This window comes from Gilliamella sp. Gris3-2 (assembly GCF_001690345.1).
Taxonomy (GTDB): Bacteria; Pseudomonadota; Gammaproteobacteria; order Enterobacterales; family Orbaceae; genus Gilliamella; species Gilliamella bombi.
Genome location: NZ_LZHB01000061.1, coordinates 63,635 through 83,412 on the forward strand (window position 1 = coordinate 63,635; position 19,778 = coordinate 83,412).

General features: G+C 38.3%; 28 protein-coding genes. 2 read left to right on the forward strand and 26 right to left on the reverse strand.

Annotation, left to right across the window (positions count from 1 at the left end; translation table 11 throughout):
• Positions 1-31 precede the first annotated feature (31 nt).
• Entirely contained in the window at positions 32-526 is a 495-nt protein-coding gene (locus A9G32_RS08310; protein WP_065590941.1) for a hypothetical protein, read from the forward strand.
• On the opposite strand, the gene A9G32_RS08315 is transcribed toward A9G32_RS08310, so the two are convergent.
• The 24 genes from A9G32_RS08315 to A9G32_RS08425 all read right to left on the reverse strand — a co-directional run bounded on the left by A9G32_RS08315 (position 523) and on the right by A9G32_RS08425 (position 17,457).
• Positions 523-1,086, reverse strand: coding sequence for a phage baseplate assembly protein V (locus A9G32_RS08315; RefSeq protein WP_065590940.1), 564 nt, complete (start codon positions 1,084-1,086; stop codon positions 523-525). The two genes, A9G32_RS08310 and A9G32_RS08315, sit on opposite strands and share 4 nt — an antisense overlap.
• Positions 1,086-2,159 (reverse strand): phage baseplate assembly protein, encoded by a 1,074-nt coding sequence (locus A9G32_RS08320; RefSeq protein ID WP_065590939.1) that lies wholly within the window; start codon positions 2,157-2,159, stop codon positions 1,086-1,088. Before A9G32_RS08320 ends, A9G32_RS08315 begins: the two co-directional genes overlap by 1 nt.
• Positions 2,156-3,541, reverse strand: a complete 1,386-nt coding sequence (locus tag A9G32_RS08325; RefSeq protein ID WP_081296799.1) for a DNA circularization protein — start codon at positions 3,539-3,541, stop codon at positions 2,156-2,158. The genes A9G32_RS08320 and A9G32_RS08325 overlap by 4 nt, the downstream gene beginning before the upstream one ends.
• Positions 3,541-5,601 (reverse strand): phage tail tape measure protein, encoded by a 2,061-nt coding sequence (locus A9G32_RS08330; RefSeq protein ID WP_065590938.1) that lies wholly within the window; start codon positions 5,599-5,601, stop codon positions 3,541-3,543. The genes A9G32_RS08325 and A9G32_RS08330 overlap by 1 nt, the downstream gene beginning before the upstream one ends.
• Before the next feature lie 149 nt (positions 5,602-5,750).
• Positions 5,751-6,050, reverse strand: a complete 300-nt coding sequence (locus tag A9G32_RS08335) for a phage tail assembly protein (RefSeq protein ID WP_065590937.1) — start codon at positions 6,048-6,050, stop codon at positions 5,751-5,753.
• The gene (locus tag A9G32_RS08340; protein ID WP_065590936.1) at positions 6,050-6,412 is read right to left on the reverse strand and encodes a phage tail tube protein; all 363 of its coding nucleotides are present in this window, start codon (positions 6,410-6,412) and stop codon (positions 6,050-6,052) included. The genes A9G32_RS08335 and A9G32_RS08340 overlap by 1 nt, the downstream gene beginning before the upstream one ends.
• Positions 6,412-7,911: a phage tail sheath subtilisin-like domain-containing protein gene (locus A9G32_RS08345; protein ID WP_065590935.1), complete on the reverse strand. Its 1,500-nt coding sequence runs from the start codon at positions 7,909-7,911 to the stop codon at positions 6,412-6,414. Before A9G32_RS08345 ends, A9G32_RS08340 begins: the two co-directional genes overlap by 1 nt.
• Positions 7,901-8,086, reverse strand: a complete 186-nt coding sequence (locus A9G32_RS08350) for a DUF2635 domain-containing protein (RefSeq protein ID WP_065590934.1) — start codon at positions 8,084-8,086, stop codon at positions 7,901-7,903. The genes A9G32_RS08345 and A9G32_RS08350 overlap by 11 nt, the downstream gene beginning before the upstream one ends.
• Positions 8,076-8,720, reverse strand: coding sequence for a phage tail terminator protein (locus A9G32_RS08355; protein ID WP_065590933.1), 645 nt, complete (start codon positions 8,718-8,720; stop codon positions 8,076-8,078). Before A9G32_RS08355 ends, A9G32_RS08350 begins: the two co-directional genes overlap by 11 nt.
• Positions 8,717-9,217: a hypothetical protein gene (locus A9G32_RS08360; RefSeq protein WP_065590932.1), complete on the reverse strand. Its 501-nt coding sequence runs from the start codon at positions 9,215-9,217 to the stop codon at positions 8,717-8,719. The genes A9G32_RS08355 and A9G32_RS08360 overlap by 4 nt, the downstream gene beginning before the upstream one ends.
• Complete coding sequence (locus A9G32_RS08365; protein ID WP_081296800.1) at positions 9,210-9,548, reverse strand: phage head completion protein; 339 nt, start codon at positions 9,546-9,548, stop codon at positions 9,210-9,212. The genes A9G32_RS08360 and A9G32_RS08365 overlap by 8 nt, the downstream gene beginning before the upstream one ends.
• Complete coding sequence (locus A9G32_RS08370; protein WP_065590930.1) at positions 9,545-9,877, reverse strand: head-tail connector protein; 333 nt, start codon at positions 9,875-9,877, stop codon at positions 9,545-9,547. Before A9G32_RS08370 ends, A9G32_RS08365 begins: the two co-directional genes overlap by 4 nt.
• Positions 9,878-9,923: 46 nt before the next feature.
• On the reverse strand, positions 9,924-11,147 hold the full coding sequence (locus A9G32_RS08375) for a phage major capsid protein (RefSeq protein ID WP_065590929.1): 1,224 nt from the start codon (positions 11,145-11,147) through the stop codon (positions 9,924-9,926).
• Positions 11,148-11,160: 13 nt separating this feature from the next.
• On the reverse strand, positions 11,161-11,814 hold the full coding sequence (locus tag A9G32_RS08380) for an HK97 family phage prohead protease (protein ID WP_065590928.1): 654 nt from the start codon (positions 11,812-11,814) through the stop codon (positions 11,161-11,163).
• Positions 11,792-13,006 (reverse strand): phage portal protein, encoded by a 1,215-nt coding sequence (locus A9G32_RS08385; protein ID WP_065590927.1) that lies wholly within the window; start codon positions 13,004-13,006, stop codon positions 11,792-11,794. The genes A9G32_RS08380 and A9G32_RS08385 overlap by 23 nt, the downstream gene beginning before the upstream one ends.
• Positions 13,006-14,523 carry a terminase large subunit gene (locus A9G32_RS08390; RefSeq protein WP_065590926.1) on the reverse strand — a complete coding sequence of 506 codons (1,518 nt, stop codon included), beginning with the start codon at positions 14,521-14,523 and terminating at the stop codon, positions 13,006-13,008. Before A9G32_RS08390 ends, A9G32_RS08385 begins: the two co-directional genes overlap by 1 nt.
• Positions 14,524-14,531: 8 nt before the next feature.
• Positions 14,532-15,008 carry a terminase gene (locus A9G32_RS08395; protein ID WP_065590925.1) on the reverse strand — a complete coding sequence of 159 codons (477 nt, stop codon included), beginning with the start codon at positions 15,006-15,008 and terminating at the stop codon, positions 14,532-14,534.
• 143 nt (positions 15,009-15,151) lie between these two features.
• Positions 15,152-15,490 carry an HNH endonuclease signature motif containing protein gene (locus tag A9G32_RS08400; protein WP_065590924.1) on the reverse strand — a complete coding sequence of 113 codons (339 nt, stop codon included), beginning with the start codon at positions 15,488-15,490 and terminating at the stop codon, positions 15,152-15,154.
• Complete coding sequence (locus tag A9G32_RS08405) at positions 15,487-15,717, reverse strand: hypothetical protein (protein ID WP_065590923.1); 231 nt, start codon at positions 15,715-15,717, stop codon at positions 15,487-15,489. Before A9G32_RS08405 ends, A9G32_RS08400 begins: the two co-directional genes overlap by 4 nt.
• A gap of 143 nt (positions 15,718-15,860) precedes the next feature.
• Positions 15,861-16,169 carry a hypothetical protein gene (locus tag A9G32_RS08410; RefSeq protein ID WP_065590922.1) on the reverse strand — a complete coding sequence of 103 codons (309 nt, stop codon included), beginning with the start codon at positions 16,167-16,169 and terminating at the stop codon, positions 15,861-15,863.
• Positions 16,170-16,208: 39 nt separating this feature from the next.
• A complete protein-coding gene (lysC, locus tag A9G32_RS13670; protein ID WP_442902826.1) occupies positions 16,209-16,490 on the reverse strand; it encodes an Rz1-like lysis system protein LysC in 282 nt (93 codons plus the stop codon).
• Positions 16,411-16,719 (reverse strand): DUF2570 domain-containing protein, encoded by a 309-nt coding sequence (locus A9G32_RS08415; RefSeq protein ID WP_065590921.1) that lies wholly within the window; start codon positions 16,717-16,719, stop codon positions 16,411-16,413. The genes lysC and A9G32_RS08415 overlap by 80 nt, the downstream gene beginning before the upstream one ends.
• A complete protein-coding gene (locus tag A9G32_RS08420; protein ID WP_065590920.1) occupies positions 16,716-17,159 on the reverse strand; it encodes a D-Ala-D-Ala carboxypeptidase family metallohydrolase in 444 nt (147 codons plus the stop codon). Before A9G32_RS08420 ends, A9G32_RS08415 begins: the two co-directional genes overlap by 4 nt.
• Positions 17,143-17,457, reverse strand: a complete 315-nt coding sequence (locus A9G32_RS08425; protein WP_174796895.1) for a phage holin, lambda family — start codon at positions 17,455-17,457, stop codon at positions 17,143-17,145. Before A9G32_RS08425 ends, A9G32_RS08420 begins: the two co-directional genes overlap by 17 nt.
• Before the next feature lie 496 nt (positions 17,458-17,953).
• Between A9G32_RS08425 and A9G32_RS08430 the strand changes: the two genes are divergently transcribed.
• Complete coding sequence (locus A9G32_RS08430) at positions 17,954-18,145, forward strand: hypothetical protein (RefSeq protein WP_065590919.1); 192 nt, start codon at positions 17,954-17,956, stop codon at positions 18,143-18,145.
• A 197-nt stretch (positions 18,146-18,342) separates the two neighbouring features.
• On the opposite strand, the gene A9G32_RS08435 is transcribed toward A9G32_RS08430, so the two are convergent.
• A complete protein-coding gene (locus A9G32_RS08435) occupies positions 18,343-19,446 on the reverse strand; it encodes a DUF1133 family protein (protein WP_065590918.1) in 1,104 nt (367 codons plus the stop codon).
• A 4-nt stretch (positions 19,447-19,450) separates the two neighbouring features.
• A complete protein-coding gene (locus A9G32_RS08440) occupies positions 19,451-19,678 on the reverse strand; it encodes a hypothetical protein (protein ID WP_065590917.1) in 228 nt (75 codons plus the stop codon).
• Positions 19,679-19,778: the final 100 nt, after the last annotated feature.

Consider the following 19,778-nt stretch of genomic DNA (forward strand, 5'->3'; position numbering starts at 1 on the left):
TGTTACTAACTCACAGAATAAGGAATAAAGAATGAAAAGATTGTTTTTGTTAGTTTTAGTTTTATTAACAGCCTCAGCGAGCGCAGAACAAAAAGCTCTGTCATTAACCGCTAAACAGTTTGATAAAGGGGTAAAAAAATACTTCAGCACAATTCCACAATGTGCAGAAATGAAAGTAGATGAGTTGCGTTTAATAAATGATGGCGCAAACGGTTATCAAGAATTTAATCTAGGTAACGTTACTTTTACTGTCATATTAAAAATTAACGAAAAAGATAAATTGACCAACATACAAATAACATCTACTGGCAATGCTAAAAATGAGCAAGCACGACAAGGTATGTTGTGTTCAACATATTCTGTAATGAGGATGTTACAGCCTAAACTGGCATCCAAAGACGATGCTTTAAAACAAGCGGGACATCTGTGGGTATTAGCAAAAGATGCGCCTTTTGAAATGACGTATTATTTTGACAGAATAAAGGCGCAATTTGTCCCCTTTGAATTAAACGTCTATACAAACTAACCCATTTTTTGATTTGGATTGCGTGTTACCGTGTTTGTTTCGTTATGTGTATGACCATTATAAACGGTTCTGATATCTGAAATAGTGCTGGTTTTATCTTCTATTTCTCCAGAAGATTTTAATGATGGTGTATTAAATTGTGTTCCTGATGATGCGTTAACTGTTAAGTTTTTTGTATTTAACACTATTGCATCATCAGCACTCACAATAAATTTTTTTGTTTTTACATTGATTTCATTATTGCGATTAAAAATAATGTAATCACCTTCGTCTGTGTAAATAGCAACTTCACCTTTTTTAAGCGACTTAATACGATAGCGACGATCGCCAGCAGCAAGAATCACACCATGCGACTTATCTCCGTCTAAAAATAACGCTACCGCTTCTGCTCCGTCAAGCGGACGTGACGTAAAACCGTACGGCTCGATATGCTCGACATCACTTTTTTGTTCACCGCCCGACATTTTGATTTGCAACGTCTGGCATTTGCTTGCGCTATTACTGAATGTGATATAGCCACGAGATACAAGGTTCATTATTTTATTTAAAACTTTACGCATTAAAATACCTCGCCATCGGCTTTCTTACCTTTTTTCTTCTTGGTTTTCTTCTTATCAGGCAAATAGGCTTCAACGGGACCTACTTTTAATTCACATAACGTTCCGCGACTGCTTAAGCTGTATTTAACTTCGGCAATAACCAGCTTTTCATTATCGTAACCCAGTAGCGGATCATCAACGACAACCATTTGATTCGGTTTCCATAACGTTCCATCACCTTGCCGCCAACCTTGAACCGTGTATGTAACTTCTCTGGTTTTGCTTGCTCTCAGCACTTTTTCCATTTCACAGCGTTCTTGGCAAGTACCGTTATTCGAATCGCCAGACTGTTTAATGATTAGAGGGCGGTATCTTAAGATCCCTTCATCTTTAGATGTGGATCTAACTGATGCTAGTGTTGCTTCACCAAAGTTTTCATCATCACCGACGCCTTGCCCTGAGACAAAATAATCGGAATACCGTTCTTTGATACTCTTTTCAGTATCCGCAGACAAAATATTAGCCCCTAAAACCAAAGCTGTGTTTGCCTCATCTGAACCAATATCACCAATTATTACTTGCCCTTGCTCATCATCAAACACAACAATTTGTTGCATGCCCATTATTTTACTAATGACATCAAAAACGGTATCCCCTTGATCCGCTTGAATACTAACGGAACCTGCATCACTGCCTTGATTAATAACATTCAGTTTGAATGGTTTAACCAAATCTTGAATAACTTGAATAGTTGAACTACCGCTATATTGTTTCGGTACCGCACTACAATCAACACAATCTGCCGTTTTACTTCGGCCGACAATGCCCATTGATAGCGACCCTGCATCGTACCGAATCGGCAACGCTTCAATGTAACCCGTTAAAACCACATCATCATCGATATACACTTCAACTAAATCACCATTTTTAACATCAATTTTCGTCTCTGAATCCTCGCCTGATGATGGCCATTGTCGAGTAATGGTGACATTAAAATCGCGGGCTAGCCGTTCAATACCGGCCGAAATACTCACATCAGTCCAACCCCCGAAGTACTTACGGTTAACTTTCAAAAAAACTTTATTTTGATTCATGGTTTTGGTACTCGCAGCTCTTTAACAGGAATAAAACCAGGATGAAGAATATTGTTGCGAATTGATATATCCTCACAACGTGTAGCATTGTTATAGAGATAGTGAGCTAAAACCAAATCAGGCAACACTTCATTAGGGATATAGACAATTGTTTTTTCTATTTTGATTAAGCGTGCATTGATATCTTGGTTAACCGCAGCCTTTAATTTTACTAGTGCAATGTATAAACCATCATGCTCGGTTCGTGACAATTCTTTATCAAAGGATTCATTAATGGATTCTTTGATATCCAGTAAATCATCAAATGAAATTGTGTTACTTTTTTCAACTGTTGATGATGTTGATACGGGAGTGTTTGTTATGTTATTAGTTGAATGACCAGTTGGTAACGTATGATCTTGGTCAAAAGAATGCTCTTTTTTACCTTTTGTTGATTCTAATGCCACAGGAGCAAAAGCTTGTTTTCTTTTATCTTCAACCTGTTTCGGTAGTGATGCGATTATTCGTGATGCTTCTGTTAGTGCGGTTACTCGAATAGCAGTATTAATTAAGTTTTGATTTTTCTTTCTTTTTTTAGTTGATTTGCTATCGGTTGACCAAATAGCACCGGGTAAAATGCTTTTTATGAATGATATACCGTTAAACACCTTTACTCTTGCTATCAACCCATTTATAGAATTGGAAAATTTTGTTGCACTCTTCCAAACATTTTTGATTGAATTAATAATGGATGAACCACCCGCACCAAGGATTGGAGATAAATCACCATTTAGGATTTTAACCGCATCATTAACATATGGAGTTATCGCATTATAAGCATCAGCGATGTCATTTAAAATTGACATGGTGTCATCAAGAATGCTGTGCTGTACAAAATCGGGCGCATCAATTAAGTCAAAATCTTCAAACGCATCCAATAGTGCTTGATCTACATTATCTGCATTTTCATCAACTACATCATCAGTAGCTACAGAAGAATCGGGAAATATTAACTCGCCAGCTTCGACAAATGAAAATGAAATAATACTCATTCTACCATTTTCAACTGAGTTGCTGACTGTTGCAGTACCCACAATATTGACATTAAGTTCACCAAGAATAGGGTGTATTAATGTTCCTGCTCCCTCTTCTTCAATTGCCTCTACCAGTTTTTCAGCTTGTTCTTTGTGATCATCACCAACCACAAAGGCGTCAATTTTATTTTTACGTGCTGAACGTCCCAGATCTTCGGTATAGGGTACATCTCTAAACGGGTATTCATGCGTCTGATTCCGCCGTCCAAACTCTGATGATGTACCGCTAACTTGAAAAGGAACACCGCGAAAACTAGCCGGCAATAAATTATTTAACCAGTTTAAGTTCATAAAGCTCATAAAACTCATTAATTTCTCCCAAAGTTAGCGTAGGGATTCCAGCCAACGTCAGTTTTAGTATTAAAACCTGATGCCTGTTTTGTCTCTTTTACTACTGTGCCATTCGGTGCATTCTCAAACTTAACAACAAGCTCGCCTTTACTGTTGCGATTTACATTATTATTTGAAAAGTTGTTTAGTGGCATTTGTGGTGCTTGATAATGAGGATAGGTAACCATTGGTTTCGCCATTTCTTTCGGTAAATTTGCCGTATCAATTTTAACTTTTACTTCCTTTTCATCATCACCGAAAATATAGTCCCACGCATCTAGTAGCGGTTGGATGCCTGACTTAACGTTATCCCACAATTCTTTAAAGAACTTCTGCACACTTTCCCATACCTTTGGTATAACTTCACCCGCATTTTTAAAGGGCTCAATGAATATATCAAAAATAGGCATGACATAAGGCTGGATAAACTCCCAGATACCACTAAAGAATTTACTAACAGCACCCCAAGCATTAACAATAAAAGAAGCTCCAACTTTGAACCCTTCAATAAAGAAATTGATTATTGGCATAACGTAAGGCTTAATAACACCCCACAACCACTGAAAGAACTTAACTATATCATCCCAATATGTGATGATTAATGTAGCTGCTATAGCAATACCTGTCATGATAAGCCCTATTGGATTCATGGCCATCACAGCGTTCAAAGCTATTGACGCTATACGCACAACTTTAAACGCATTTGATAATGCTATTTGTGCAAATGTAAACAGTTTTGTTGCAACAGTAACGCCTTTCAATACCCCGTTGAAAAATGTGATCCCTGTTGATAACGCGCCAACAATAATATTCACCCCCGCACACGCAACACGAAGACCAATTAACCCTGCAACCGCAATTGCAACCATCTTCACTAGTTCAGGGTTTTCTTGGATGAAATGGCCGAATGAAACAACTAGCGGCTGCATTTGATTTAATAACTCAGTAAATGCAGGTAACAGCGCATCACCAATTGATAAACTAATATTGGTTAGCGCATTGTTAAAAAGCTGCAGTTTATTTGCGGTTGTATTTGAACGGGAGTCATATTCCTTCTGCATTGATCCAGCATACAGCGATTGATCACCGACACGTTTAAAGTTTTCCTTTAATAACTCCATATTGTTGAGTAATGGCGATATTGCGGCAACACTTTCTTTTCCAAATAAAACCGTTAATGCAGCAGTACGCCTGTCCTCCGACACGTTACCTAGCGATTCAAGTACCGACATAATCGTCCCTTCGGCGTCTTTCTGCATCCCTTTCGCTATTTGAGTTGATGTGAAGCCTAATTGTTGCAAGGCCTTTTGTTGTTTCGCTGTCGCTGCTTTTCCTGATGTTAGCGTCAGCATAAAGTTTTTAATACCTGTAGCCGCTTGATCGGTATTGGTACCCGTTGCAATAATTGTTGAACTTAATGCCGCTAATTTATCTGCACTAACCCCTGATGTTGCTGCAAGTGTACCGATCCGTGATACAACGCTTGATATATCTTTTGCTTTTGCATTTTGTGTGTTACTCAATAAATTGATCTTATCGGATAGCCCAACAACTTCACTTTGAGTGAGTTTTAAAGCTGTGCGCCAAGTAGCCATTGTACTGCCTGCTTCTTCGGCTGATGTGTCAAAAGCAATACCCATTTTTACGGCATCTTCGGCAAACTGCTTTAAATCCTCTTTGGGTATACCTGCTTGCCCACCTGCGGCAACAATGGCTCCAATATCTTTCGCAGCCATCGGTAATGATAATGACATTTCACGAATATCTTGGCCCATTTGTTTAAATTGTTCAGGCGTATCAAAGTCAACGACTTTCCTAATGTCAGCCATTACTTCTTCATACGCCATCGCATCTTTCACCCCTTTAACAAACGGCGCAGAAATAGCCAAACCTGTTACAGCATCTTTTAAACCAAGTTTGCCAAAGCCTGATTTGTTCATTTTTTTTTGGAACTTTTCAAGTTTGCCTTTCATGGTATTTAATTGAGGTGACAGTTTATCAACACATGTCACCACTGCTTTTAAGTTAAAGCCTGCCATTTATGATTCCTTGCTATTTTCTATGCGATTTGCTTGTTCACATAATTCAAAAACTTCGGATAGTGAACGTTCTTCTATGATATAAAAGGGGGAAAGTTGCCAATACTTGGCGAGGTCAAAACAAAGGTTTACAAGATATTCGATTGTAATTATTCCGCTGTCGGTTGCTCCTCCGCTGTATTCTCCACCTTCTCCTTTGGGCCGAAGAACATCATAATTTCACCCGTAATCATTAAAAAATCATAGGGTGTAAGTTGCTCAACGGAGCTTGGCGTAACGTTACCTAGCGCAACAATGTAATCGGCCACTTTTTTAGGGTCACCAATCATTTGGCTATCAAATGGAAAGCCTAATTTTTTGATATCTTTAACGGTAGGCTCTTTTAATTCAAGTACATGTAACTCATTGCCGTGTGCCATAATCGGCTGTGATAATTTAATTTCTTTCATTATTGATAAAATCCTTCTTCACCGTGAAATTCGATTTCTGCTGTACCTTCTTCGGCATTGTGATTGACTTCACCTTCAGCCCAGGCATTAGACAAAACGTAAACTTTACCGTTGGCCAATTCTGCGGTAACGGTCATTGAATCACTAGACATTAACTTATCGATTGGAAAATCACTCGGTACTTTAAATGTCCCTTTAATGTACGGAGCTCGGAACGTTTCTTTGTAGTGAACGCTATTATCTAACCCCAAAATACTTTCTTTAACGTTAGTATTCATTGGGACTTCAATACCGCCCGTTAACGATAACTGGATAGAATCAACTTTAATGTAAGTTGTTCCTGCAATACGTCGTTGTGTCATTAGTTTTTCTCCTCTGGATATTGCAATCTAAACTGTGCTAACACAGCAAAAACGCGTAGTTGATTAACGAGATCGGGTGGGAATAGCACATCCAATCGATTTGGGTCGTTAACATTTCGTTCAACAATTAAGTTCTTCTTGAACACATCAAAATTTTCAACTAAGCCTAGTAATTCTAATTGACGATATGTTGCATTAATTTCCGCCTTAGCTACTGCGGGTGTGATAATTGCTTGTCCAGCACCAAATCGTGTACCGTCGTTAGCCAGTTTATGACGTGGGTATTTCGATGTGATCACGCTACGTAATTTACGTAATACATATGCAAGTGTATGAAGTGTTTCACTATCAAGATAGCTATTATCCGCAATGCCGTAACTGTTACGTTGATATGTGGTGATATCTCGCTGAATTAATAAATTACCACTAGAAACATATGCTGTCGCAATGCCGTGACTTAATAATGATTGTTGTTCTGTAAGCGTGAATTGGTGACTATCGGATGCTGGCAATGCACCATTTAATAATCCAGTTTGCGTTGGGCGAGCAGGATCGTTACGAATAAATACAGCATTACGAGCAGTTCGCATCGCAACTAATTCATCAATACCCGTTTGGATGGTTTTCTCATAACCGGCAACAGTAATATGTTGGTAATTTAATTTATCACCAAATTCGACAAGCTCAGATAAATCACCTTTTTTAGCGGTATAAGCGTGTCCATATAATTGGCGCGCATAGCTCCATCTACCCGTAGTATCATCCATTTCATGATTAAATGTTGCCAAAGATGATAAGTCATTAAATGGGAATGCGATAAAATCAAGGAGTTTGTCACCCATGGCAGCAATAACCGGCGTTAAATCTGGAGTGCCAGTTCCACCATGCATTTGAGTGATAACAATATTTAAACCGTCTGGGGTTTCTTCTCCACCGATTGTGCCATAGTAGTTAAAGCACAAAGGAATGTCATTGCCACTCAACCCTTTGTTTTTAGCTGTTAGCGTTATTGTGCTATTCGTCACGGTTGCGGTAACAGGTAAATCAAGATGAGTATTAATCGCATTATATAATCCGTTTGCTATGCTTTCTGCAGTATCAGAGACGGTTACTCGTGATTGAATTTTACTGTTGCCGATATAGAAACTTAATGTGCCTGTTTCTTCTGCTATACCTGATATTTGGATAGTACCCGACGCATTCGAGCCTGCTGTGGGTTCATCTACAGCGATGACAAAAAGTTCACCAAAATTATCAATATTGCGATAGGCTTCAACCATTCTAGATAATTGACTGCCTCGTCCTGCGAGTTTTTTAGCGTGATCTGCTGTTGGCATAATAGTAAGTTTATTACGCTCAATTAGACTTTCAGCCAATGGATACGCAATGATTAATGAAGCACCACTATCTTGAATTGTATTAGCCGCTGATGAATCCACTTCAGCATAGAATAGCGGCACTTTTATATTGCTAGGAATGTTATTAAAACTAATTGTCATTTTTAGCTACCCTTTTTTCTTGTTTTACTTTGATGTTTGTAACTTCTTCAACATCATTATTTGTTAGTCGTCTAGCCCAGTATTGGTTAAACTCAACATTACGACCGTCTGCTGGTAAATAATCCCCGCTATTGGGGTCATATACCTGCTTGCCACTCACTGGTCTAATTATCATTATTGCCCTCATAGATATTATTGTGTTCAAAATTAACGGTTACCTTTGAATCCTGTTCATTAACAGTCCCTGCTAAAGTATCAAAGTCGCCGATGTTTAGCGGGTTATACTGCGGAGGTTCAGTAATATCAGGTTTGTTTGGATCGGGTTGCCAATCAGGATCAGGAATTGGGTTATCAATAGCATTTAAATCAAAATATTGTCGAGTATCCTCAAACCCAACTTCCCGCACTGCGCTAAAATTAAATTGATAAAAAATTCTCCCTCGATCTAAATCAAGTAAATCACCACCATCATATTGAATAGGATAATGCGCAGGTGAAGGTTCATAACCCAGCAATGCTCGCCACAGTTCAACTTTGATATTTTCAACAATGTCGTATGCTTCGTGTTGCCCTCGCTCATCAAGCGGCTTTAATACAACAATAACCCCAAACCCCTCAGTCACATTTTGCCAATAGTCAGTTTGTGACTTGTTATCTTCTGCTCTATCATCAAGCGGAACCACATAAGCGGCAGGTAATTTTAAAAATGCTGTATCTTTAATAGCTGAAAATTCAGCAGCGCCCCCAACACGACCTTCAAAGCTAGGGCTAAAATGGCGCAATGTGTGGACGATATGTGATAATTTCATTGTTTAACCTGCTTCATTGAGTTGACTAGCTCTTTAGCTAGCGTGTATTTACTCCATGATGATTCTTTATTTAACGCATCAATCATAAAGTTTTTACGTGGTGCAATGCGCCAAGGCGTTCCACCTGATGCTCCTTTTTTATGGCTTTTCCCGCGTTTGGCATTACGCCTAACGCCATAAAATAAAAATGCTGGATAATACGGACCCATTAGCTTTTCCATATTGTTTCCGCCTTTAACATTCGGCATCACAATAACCATGAGTCCTGGTCGCCGTGATGTAGGACGAGGCACTTTATAACCGATAGAACGACTCAACTTACCACTTCGATATCCCGGATATTCACCACTTTTGGAAACCTGTTTTTTACTGACTAATGAGCGTGATGTTGCTTGAATTTTTCTACCGATTTTGACGAAGGTTTTACGCAATTTTTTTCGGTCAAGTTCAGCCACTTCGGTTAATTTAAAATCAACATGAACGTTGTAATCATTCATTTAGTGCAAACTCCTCACATTCAAGTAAAAGATATTTTTTTAACTGATCTAACCAACGACATCGTTTAATTCGATAAACTGAACCGTTCCAAACAATTTCATAATCAACAGATATTGGCATCCCGTCGTTGGCAATTATTTCGAAATAATGAGTGATTACATTCTCGGTCTGAATTGAATTAAAATAGGTTGCAAAGTTCGGTTGTGTGACTTTAGCCCATTTGTAAAAACCTTTTGAGTATTCAGGATCTACATCACTAAAACCAACGGGGATATCAAACCTTCGGCGAATCAATATTTTTTGATTTCGTTTGCCTGCCGCTCTAATCATATTGGTATATACCTGTAAGAGTTTAATAAGGCATTGAAGCCAAGAGGAATAGAATATAACTGTTCGTTAGCAACATCTTCACGTTGTTGATACCAATACCCCACAGCCAACAAAATTGCAATTTTTACATCTGGTTCAACTAACATGGCTGATGGACATGCGTCAGCCGGTATTTCATCCTCATAAAATATACGGTTGGTGTAATTCTGTGCTCTACTAATTGCGGCCTTTAAATATATATTTAATAAATTGTCTTCATCATCATTATCAATTCGACATTGGTTTTTGATTTCATCTAGCGTTGGAAATTTATAAGTTATGGTAGACATAAAAACCTCTAAGCCCTTTATTTAATAAAGGGCCTTGTCATTTCAGTTAAGATTTTGCTGAACGTGATTGAACTGCTGGCATAGTTAACACTTTAATAGCATTGCTATCATTCAACATAGAGCCAACACGTTTGGTTGTATAGAATCCAACAAATGGCTTCTTAGTGTATGGGTCTCGTAACATACGAATACCAATGCGATCAAAGATATAAAAGCCGCGTTTGAAGTTACCAAACGCAATTGGTGCTTTACCTGAGCTGTCGCCGATATCAGGCATTTGCTCATTTTCAGCAACAGCAAAACCCGATAATAGTGATGGTTGGCCAACTTGTAAGCCCGGTTGCCAGATGTAATTACCGTTAGAGTCTTTTAGTAAACGAACCGCTAACAATGATTGATTGTTCATCATAAATTTAGCACCTGCACGATAGACCTTACGCAGTGTGTAAGTTAACTTCACAATATCATCAGTTGTTAAATTCGCCGCACCAGCTACAACGTTTTGTAATTTACCCCAGTCACGATCTTTATCTGCTTGCGCTGTAGTTTCGTAAGCTAAAAAGCCTTTCGGTTTTTTATTTCCGTCACCGAGTGTAAATGCCTCTTCTTCTTTTTCTGCAAACTCTTGAGAAAGCTCATTCACAATAAAAGATTCAACATTAAAAAAGGCATCATCAAGCATGGTTTGCGTGGCGTATGGGTTACCGTAGATTTCACCCCAGACAGGAGAAATAACACCGAGTTTTGGTGTTCCTGTTTCTGTTCGCTCATCGGTTTCACCAACCCAACCACTAGCAATGCTGCCTTTGTTTGTTAGTTTTTTCCAATCAGGTGTGCCAACCGTCATTACCGTACATTCTTGACGCATCACAACTTCATCACGCAATGCGGCTAAAATATCAGTATTTAGTTCTTCTGGTACTGCAAAACCACCGTCAGCATCAACGCCAGTTTGCATTGCTTTTCGTTCCAGTTCGGCTAATCCTTGTTCGTCACCTTTGCGGATGAACATGGCAAACGCTTCTTTATGTGCTGTTGCTTGTTTGTTGCCACCTATGGGACGTTTGACCTCTTTTAGTTCGTTTTCTAGCGCAGTTTTTATATTATCTAATTCTGATAATTTTGCGTTCTGAGATTCTACTTTCCCCGCCAATGCTGCTTTTTCTTGTTCAATTGCATCTAGTCGTTTGTCATTAGTTGCTTTGAATTGTTCAAATTGATTTTTAATTTCTTGCGCGACAAGTTCAACATCTTTTTGATCTACTGCCATAATATATAATCTCCTAATTAAAAATGGATTTTAAAATGTTTAATGCGTTTTCTTCGCTATTACTAACGTCTCGCTGTTTTAGTGAAGAGTATCCCTCAGACATGAACGCCTTTGCCTGAGTTCTGGAGAGTCCAACGTCACGCAGTACTCTTTCTATTTCTTTCGGCGGCGGTATATCACCACTTTCGAAAATACTTTTTACGTTATCAATCATTGCTTCATCATTGGCAGGGAACGTGACAACGGAAACCTCCCAAAGGTCAATATCCTTTAAAATGAATGCAGATTTTTCCTTGTCATAATCATAATCGTTTAATATATAGCCAATTGACAATCCCGATAATGATTTTGCTTTCATATGAGCATGTGCTCGTTTTGCGAGTGGATCATCATCAATTAATAACTGCCCCTCAAGGTATAATCCGTTATCGTCCTCAACCATTTTTGTGTAATAGCCGATAGGTTCGTCCATCTTGTGCTGCCAAAGGAGTGCGGGTAAACGTCCTTTTTCTTTCCACTTATTAAGCGAATTTGCAAAAGCACCTTTAATCACAATATCGGAATAACTATCTTTTACGCCGAACACCGAGCCGTAGCCCGTAAACGCACCTGTATCACTGATTGACTTAATTTCAAAGGGTATATCAAGTCTCTTTTTGTTTAGCATTTTTGTTATTATCCTGTGGTTTAGTAGTCATATTCATTGGGGTTAGATAGATGTCTCCACCCTCTCTAGGGTTACGCTCTTCCAAATCTCGGCACTCATTCGGTGACAAAATGCCCCAGTTAATACCTGTGGCGTACGATTCATAACGTGATTTCATATCGCCACGCAATAAAGCTCCTACATTGAATTTGGCATAAAACTGCCCTCGCTTTTCTTTGTTAACCAGACCAACATTTATGCGCTGTTCAATACGTGTTAGATATGGCACTAATGAGTAGTTAACAAAACCCATGCCGAGATTTTCAATATTATTGAATGTCGCCCTGTCTGTGTTTTGCACCATGTGCATCGGCACTCGGAATATTCTGCATATTTCCTCTAATTGAAATTTACGTGTTTCTAGAAATTGGGCATCCTCGGCAGACATACTGATGTTGTTCCACTTTAAACCCATTTCTAGAATCATTGGCTTATGTGCATTTGATAAACCTTGATGGCGCTCTTGAAAATTGTCTTTTAATCGTTTGTACGCTTCATCAGTTAACACTTGGTCAGTTTGTAATACACCGCTTGATACCGCACCATTACTGAACAGTCTGGAGCCGTGTTCTTCCGTTGCTAAACCTAACCCTATAGCGTGCCGTGCATAACTAATAGGGCTTAGTCCAACTAAAGAATCCATTGAGAATGTGCGTACATGCCAAATTTCCTCTTGGGATAAAACATCACAAGAGCCGTCGGGGAATGTGACTTGATAAACAGGCTCCCATTTCTCATTAAGCTTGGGCTGTACGCTACCAGGTAAAAGCGGGAGTAGCTCAACGACCTCACCGAATACTTTAACTTTGTAAGCGTAAAAGTTACCCCGCAAACAAAGGCAACCGATTAGATACTCCCAAAACTCCTGCGGTGTCATATAGTTATTTGGTGCAACGTACAAAAGCGAGTACAGTTTTTCTTTAGGTGCTTTCTTTCGCCCGTTATCGGTCGCTTGATATAAAAAACAAGGTAACATTCCAACCGATTCCGTTAGCACTCTCACGCAACCGAATACCGCCGTTAACTGCATAGCTAGGGCCGGGCTAACTCTGCGACCCGCGTAAGTATCTAGTGAAAGACCGATGTAATTGGGTACCTCTTGAGAGGTGGTAACGCCCTGCGATTTACGTTTAAATAAATTAAAAATATTCATTATAAGGACCGTATTCCTACGTTTAGGATGTGATCTGATAAATTGTTTTCCAACTCATCTTCTTTATTTGTTACACCAAAAGCCATAGCTAACGCTTGCATTCCGTCTATCCGTCCTGTTGCTTTGTGCTTATCGAACTTCCTATTGTCCGCTTCATCCCTTGTAACAACAGCATTAGCAGCACACATAGTTAATATTGGATGGTTACCGTGTCGGATAGTTCCATTTAAAAGCTCATCTTCTAAAATCGACAAGGCAGGCGTCATATCTTTAAAACCTTGCCCGAACTTAACTAACGGTGGGTTGGCATTAATTCGCTCAAATTCCTTGATTAAAAAGTCAATGTGATATCGGTCAAAGGCGATAGCTGAAATGTTATATTCTTGGATGATTTCATCTAGTTCTTTAACTAGATACTCATAATCAATAGATGCCCGTGGCGTTGTTCTTAAGTAACCTTGTTTAGCCCACACATCGTATGGCACTCTGTCCCGTTTTGAACGATCATGTATGCCAACTTCTGTTGCCCAAAAATACGGGTGAACGTTCCAGTGCCCATCACTTGTTTTTGATATAACAACGAATGCGGTTAAGTCATTCTTTTGTGATAAATCAAGCCCCGCAAAACTAATGATATCTTCTGACGTCGGCTTGGCTGAGCAAGATTCCCAAACATTGCGAGATACAAAAGGACTAACGACGGATACCCTTTGATTTAAGTTTAAATTTCTGAACTTGTTTTCTTCGCTCGGCATTCGATTAGCGGCATTAGCAAGCCGCTTCAAATCATCATAGGAACGAAACAGACCAAGGGCTGGGTTTGCTGCTTTCCAAGCTTCTTCATCCAATACATCAGCATTTTTTTCAGCAGAATACACATGGGAAACAATATGCGGATCGTTAGAATTTTTTGCATCATCAAGCCACACACTAAATAAATCCGCATCATTAGCCGCTTGTGTGCTAATCGCAATGAGTAATGGTGCTTTATGTGCCCCTTGTGATGTTGTAATTGCGTCAACAAAATCGCTTCTTGGTCCAACTATTTGCCCTACCTCATCCAAGATAGCAAGAATTGGCGATAGTCCATGTGCCGTTTTTCCTTCAGCGGCTAACGCTTTATATTCAACGTTACAAATTAAACCATAAAGTCTTTTCCCACTTGGTACAACCCTTACAATTCTTTGTAGTTCAGGGTTTAAATTCACGATTTTAACAGCTAAATCAAAGACTATTGCAGCTTGTTCTCGGCTCATTGCTCCGCTTACGATTTGCGAATTCTGTACGGCTTCTGGTCCAACTAAGTGCGCCAATAATAGCCCAGCAATTAAACCTGTCTTGCCGTTCTTCCTCGCAATACTGAGGTATGCCGAGTTAGTGCCATGCGGATTATCATAAATATCTAAAATGAACCTTTTCTGGAAATCAGCCAATTGCATCGGCTCACCAAGGTGTTCGCCGTCGGGGACTCGGCAATATCGCTCAATAAAAGCAATTACTTTTTCACCTCTCGTCATAGTCCACCTTAATGTATGGGAGTGGCAAGCAAGCCATCATCATGTTTACCCAAATATCTTCTAGCTTCTTGCTCGTTTTTATTATGATTAACTTGATCTCGTGATTCGCCGTTTGTTGCGTGAGAGTGTATTTGCAGATTTCTTTTTTGTGCGGCAACTAACCGACCCAAATCAGTAATCTGCTTATCAATTCGTTTTATCTCGTTAGAGTTTCGTTCTTCGCCAGTTTTTTTATTCTCTTTAGCCAGCTCTTTCCTTAATTCGAGAATTCTTAACTGGTTATTACATAAATCAGCACATTCAATAAGGTCGGTATCCGTCCATAAATCTAACGATTTCGATTTAATGTTAGCATCCCAAAAAGGACGAGCTTTAGCCGTCAACCCTGCATGTTCTGGTGGTTCAATTGTATTTTTAGCGGCATTATCCATTGCCCTGATAACCGCCGTAGTGCTATCTGAGCGTGTTTTCTTTTTTGCGGTCATAATCAATCCTAAAAAAAACTAAAAAAATCGGGTTAGCGTTAAAATGAATGAGGGTGGGCGGTTTGGACGACCAAAAGTTGTAGAAATTTACCACCCCCTCCCCTTATTTATGATTTTTTGATAACTTGTTATAAAATAATGGTTTATTTTTTACAGTCAACCCAATGCCCACCATAGGGCATACCATTAACATCGCATCCTATTTCTGTACCTTTATTCTCAATACGTTGTTTAGTGCTTGAGTGATGAGTACTACATAATCCTTGATAGTTTGATGAATCCCAAAATAGCTTTTGGGCTTTCTTTATCTTTATTGGGTCTTTCGATATTAATGCTTGTTCTAACTTATGGGGGATAATGTGGTCTACTGCTGTAGCTGGTTCATATCTGCCTTGCTTCCTACACATAACACAAAATGGATTGCTCTGTAGATATGTTTGTCTGGCTTTACGCCATCGTTGATTGTTGTATACATTTATCATAGTAGTTGATTGGTTGCTAGATACTCTTTTAATTTACTATTAGAATCCCATAAAGACATTGATGGCTTCGTTAAATAGCGAATTAAAGTAGTAGCGCATCTAACTTTGTATTCAGTCATTCTTGCATCACTTTTGTGTGTTGATATAGCTGAATCTAGCATTGAATTACTTATTGCATGGTTTCGAGCTTTAATAGCGGCGTCTAGAATTGTTTTAAAATTTTGCATTAATATCTCCTATAACTCGCTTGGATTTGAAATATAAGTGTAAGAACGAACACTGTTGTTAATTGCCGTGTGTTTGCCGTGTGATGGCAAATTTCAGACATAAAAAAACCGCAATTAAGCGGTTTGATTGAGAATATATTCTATTATTTTTTCATGTTCTTTCTAATAAACTCTGCTGTTATAATTCCCGCTGCTACTTTTGCTAGATTGGTTGTTGAGTCAAAAATATCTTTACCGCATTTAGGACAAAGTTCATCATCATAAAAATCCCCTCCAACAGTATAATTATGACAACCAGGCCATCGACAAACATAAATAACCTCATGACAAGAAGGGCATTCGCATTTATCCCTTCTTAATATATTTTCCTCAATAACTATTGCTGAAACACGATTTCCACAATAAGGACAATTTCCCATTGCTTTCGTCTTAGTCTTATTTTCTAGTTCCATAATTTAACTCCTCACTGAATAGATTTGTTAAATTATATTTTATTTCCACAAAAAGTTAAGGGGTTTATATTTCTTATTACTAACCTCCATTATTGCTTTTTTATCCGCATTGCACTGCCTAAGCTCGTTTAATAACTCAGTGTACAAAACAGGGCACTGTCCCCACGTGATTCGTTTATCAATATGAGGCTCGTTATTTGGCTGTGTTAGTGATGCAGGGATATTGCATTGATAAACGTACTTAGTTTTTACCGTTCCGCATCCAATTAATAACGCTGTCAGGCATATACTCATTAGCACATTGATTATTTTTAAGCGCATCTTTCATTTGCTCTTGAAGTTGTTTAATTGACATAGCGTCTTGAGCTTTTTCTTGCTCTCGTTGCGCTATAATTTGATTGTTTTTAGCAATATCCTGGTTCAACTGTTCGATTTTTCCGAACAGTTCAGCGTTTGTTTTTTGAATTCGTTCATTATCTAAATGTAGATTGATAATAATATAAATCATGAAAACAAAAATAATCGCTATAGTCGTGTATGTTTTATTCATTTTAAACCGTTCAGATAAATAGTTTTGCCACCATTTTTGACCGCAGTTAATACTATGCGACGGTTATTCGCTGGGCTGAACCCGATATGTACCCACTGATTGTGTTCCTGTATCAGTTTGTCAAATTGCACACCAGCATCAATTAATCGTTGGCAAATCTCTTTTGGCGTACCAAATGATGATTTAAAATCTACCGCTAATCCCTTTGTGTGAGCGCTTGTTGCTACACCGCCAACTTTAGCATTTAGCGCAGGACAGCGATATCCAGACGTGATAATGATTGGCTTACCCAAAGCTTTTCTTACCAACTCCAGCTTAATAGCCGTTAATTGCACGTTAGGCATTAAATCAGCAGGCACAGAGTTATTGATTTTTAATCTACTAGCTGTCGTCGAGCGAGTAAATTCTTCTAGTGTGAAATGTTCAGTTAGCTTGGTCATCGTTGTTATCAACCCTTTTTCTTAACATTGAATTTGATATTTGACGTAATTTATCAACCCCTAAAAATCCAATCGCACCACCAATAAAAGGATTCATACTAACTGGTAAGCCAAAATAGTCTAGTCCACTGCTAGCAGCTAATGATAACGCACCACACAATAACGCTTCTACCCATTTACGACGTCCGCCCACACCATCATACGTTAAACGACCGTAGGCTATGATGATGGATAAAACGACGCCATAAATTAATGGCGCATTCGATTGCAACCATTCCATGATTGATGATTTATACATGTTATTATTCTTCATATGAGTTAATGATGTGACAGCGTACTAGCTATTGGTAGTTATGTGTGTGTCTAGCTTTGCTGTCGATTCTGTGGAAATAAATAGACCTAAACGGCAGAAGTTTAGGCGCAGTTACGACTCGACGACATCAATGTCGCCGACATATGTGAAATTTGGACATAAAAAAACCGCAATTAAGCGGCTTCATTTAATAATTTTATTCAGTAATAAATCTATAAAAATTAAAATTTTTAGATAAATAGTGTTGACTTTTATTGTAAGTTAACTTACAATAATAAGCATCAAGTGAGGGACTTGATAAGGTAAACCCCCGACCTAAGACGAGGGCTTAAGGAGAAGAAAAATGAAAAAGAAAATATTCATTTTAATTCTGCTACTTTTGATTAGCTCCCCAGCATTCTAAAGTAGTTCAAAGGAGAGGGGAACCTCTCCGATGACCTTAAATATAACAATTTAATTTTAAAAAATCAAGGCGGATAACATGGCATTAACAAGAGTTGAAATTAATCAAAAAAGCGACCAAAAACGAGGAGTTAAAGTAAAAGGCTTCAAACTACACGTTGATGATATCGCATTAATTGAACAAGCAAGTAAAAACCTAGATGTATCACAAGCTAAGCTTATTGTTGATGCTGTGAAATTTTACCTTGATAATAAAAAGCCTCTTAATTGAGGCTTTCTTTATTACATTGCTCTGTAATGAATTTGTTATCATTACCCTGAATTTTTCTATCAGTTTGCTACGTCAGCATTCCCACGTTGTAGCAAGCAATAAAAAAAGCCCTGTTATCTCTAACAAGGCTTATATCCAACTATTCGCGTCGAATATAGCACATTTATATCATGCGCCACATATAATTTCAAGCATTTTTACGATTTTTCTCCCAAAAATTGATAAGCTCGATAAAATCTCGTTTTAAGGTAATCTAAGCACCAATTGACTCTATTTCTTGCTTGATAGTTAGTTAGTCTAAAATCTGTTATTTTCTCGAGATAATTAGCTATATCTGACATAGCGTGACCATAAACATAATAGCTAACCGCAATTTTGATAATAGGGCTGTTTCTGCCGAATGTTTCAATTAAAAGCTTGTCCACCTTTAAAGCTTCATCATCAGCTAATTGTTCGGCGTGGCGGTGCTTTAATGAAGCAATAATATCACTAGCTTTTTCGAATAACTCTTTACCCTTATATCCTTGGCTATATAAACTATCAATAATATCAACTAGCGCAGTATTACTAATATCGGAGGATGATATCATCATTTTAGCAATCACATTCTCATTACTTTCTTTTATCTCTTGATATGCCCACGCTCCCCAACCTGTAAGAATATTTTCAATAAATAAGCGTTGGTAAGCTGTCAGTGACATACAGGTACCAAGTTGCTTTTTATTCTTTAATTGCTCCAATGCATGGTATGCACTCTCGTTTTTTAACGCATCTTCATTCAGATTTTTGGTAAACCTTGCAACCGCTTTTATTGCTGCTTTTTCACTGGTATAACGTCCCAAATTGTAGTGCTGCCGATTACGATAAACAATAGCAACCCATTTATTATCTGATGCTGAATAATGCACGCCCTCTGATAATGTTACCTTGGGTATCTTCCTTTCAATTGCACGAACTTCTTCTAGATTATCAAAGCGATTATCTGCAATATTGCCATTTTTGTGCTGGATTTTACGTTTTGGCCATTCGCTAGTAACTAAAAACCACGCCAGTCGTTCTGCAGCGTATTTACGGCTATTTACAACAATAAATAACCGCCCTTGCTTGTCATGTATGCCTTTAACATGGATACCCTCTTTATAAGTAGACGTAAAAATACCTGTATTCTGGTCATAATGCACAGCATCTTTTAAAAACTGATGACGCTTATTTTCTCCAATGCGTCTAGCTGTTTGACCTAACTGAAGAAATGAATGAGCTGATTTACGAGTTAATTTTTGTAGAATTTGTTCAGCTGTCATTAAGTTACTCCTCTGCACAACTATCGCAATATATAAAATGACCTAATAGAGTTAAGTTTAAATGCCTAACTATCATCATCCCAAAACAAGTTATTTCCTCTGATGTAACCTCTTGTAACAGACCGTCCTCAACTAATTTTTTGGCTAGCTTTGATTCGCTTTGAAAATAAGTTCCTGTTAATCCTGCCATAAATGCTTTTTCTAATATTTTTAATTCTGCTTTAGTCACCACGTTTCACTACCTCGCACCCAAAAATAACGCAATCACAATGACAACAACTAAAAACTTAGTGACTGAATAGAATTCTTTGATATATTTTTTATGCTTTGCA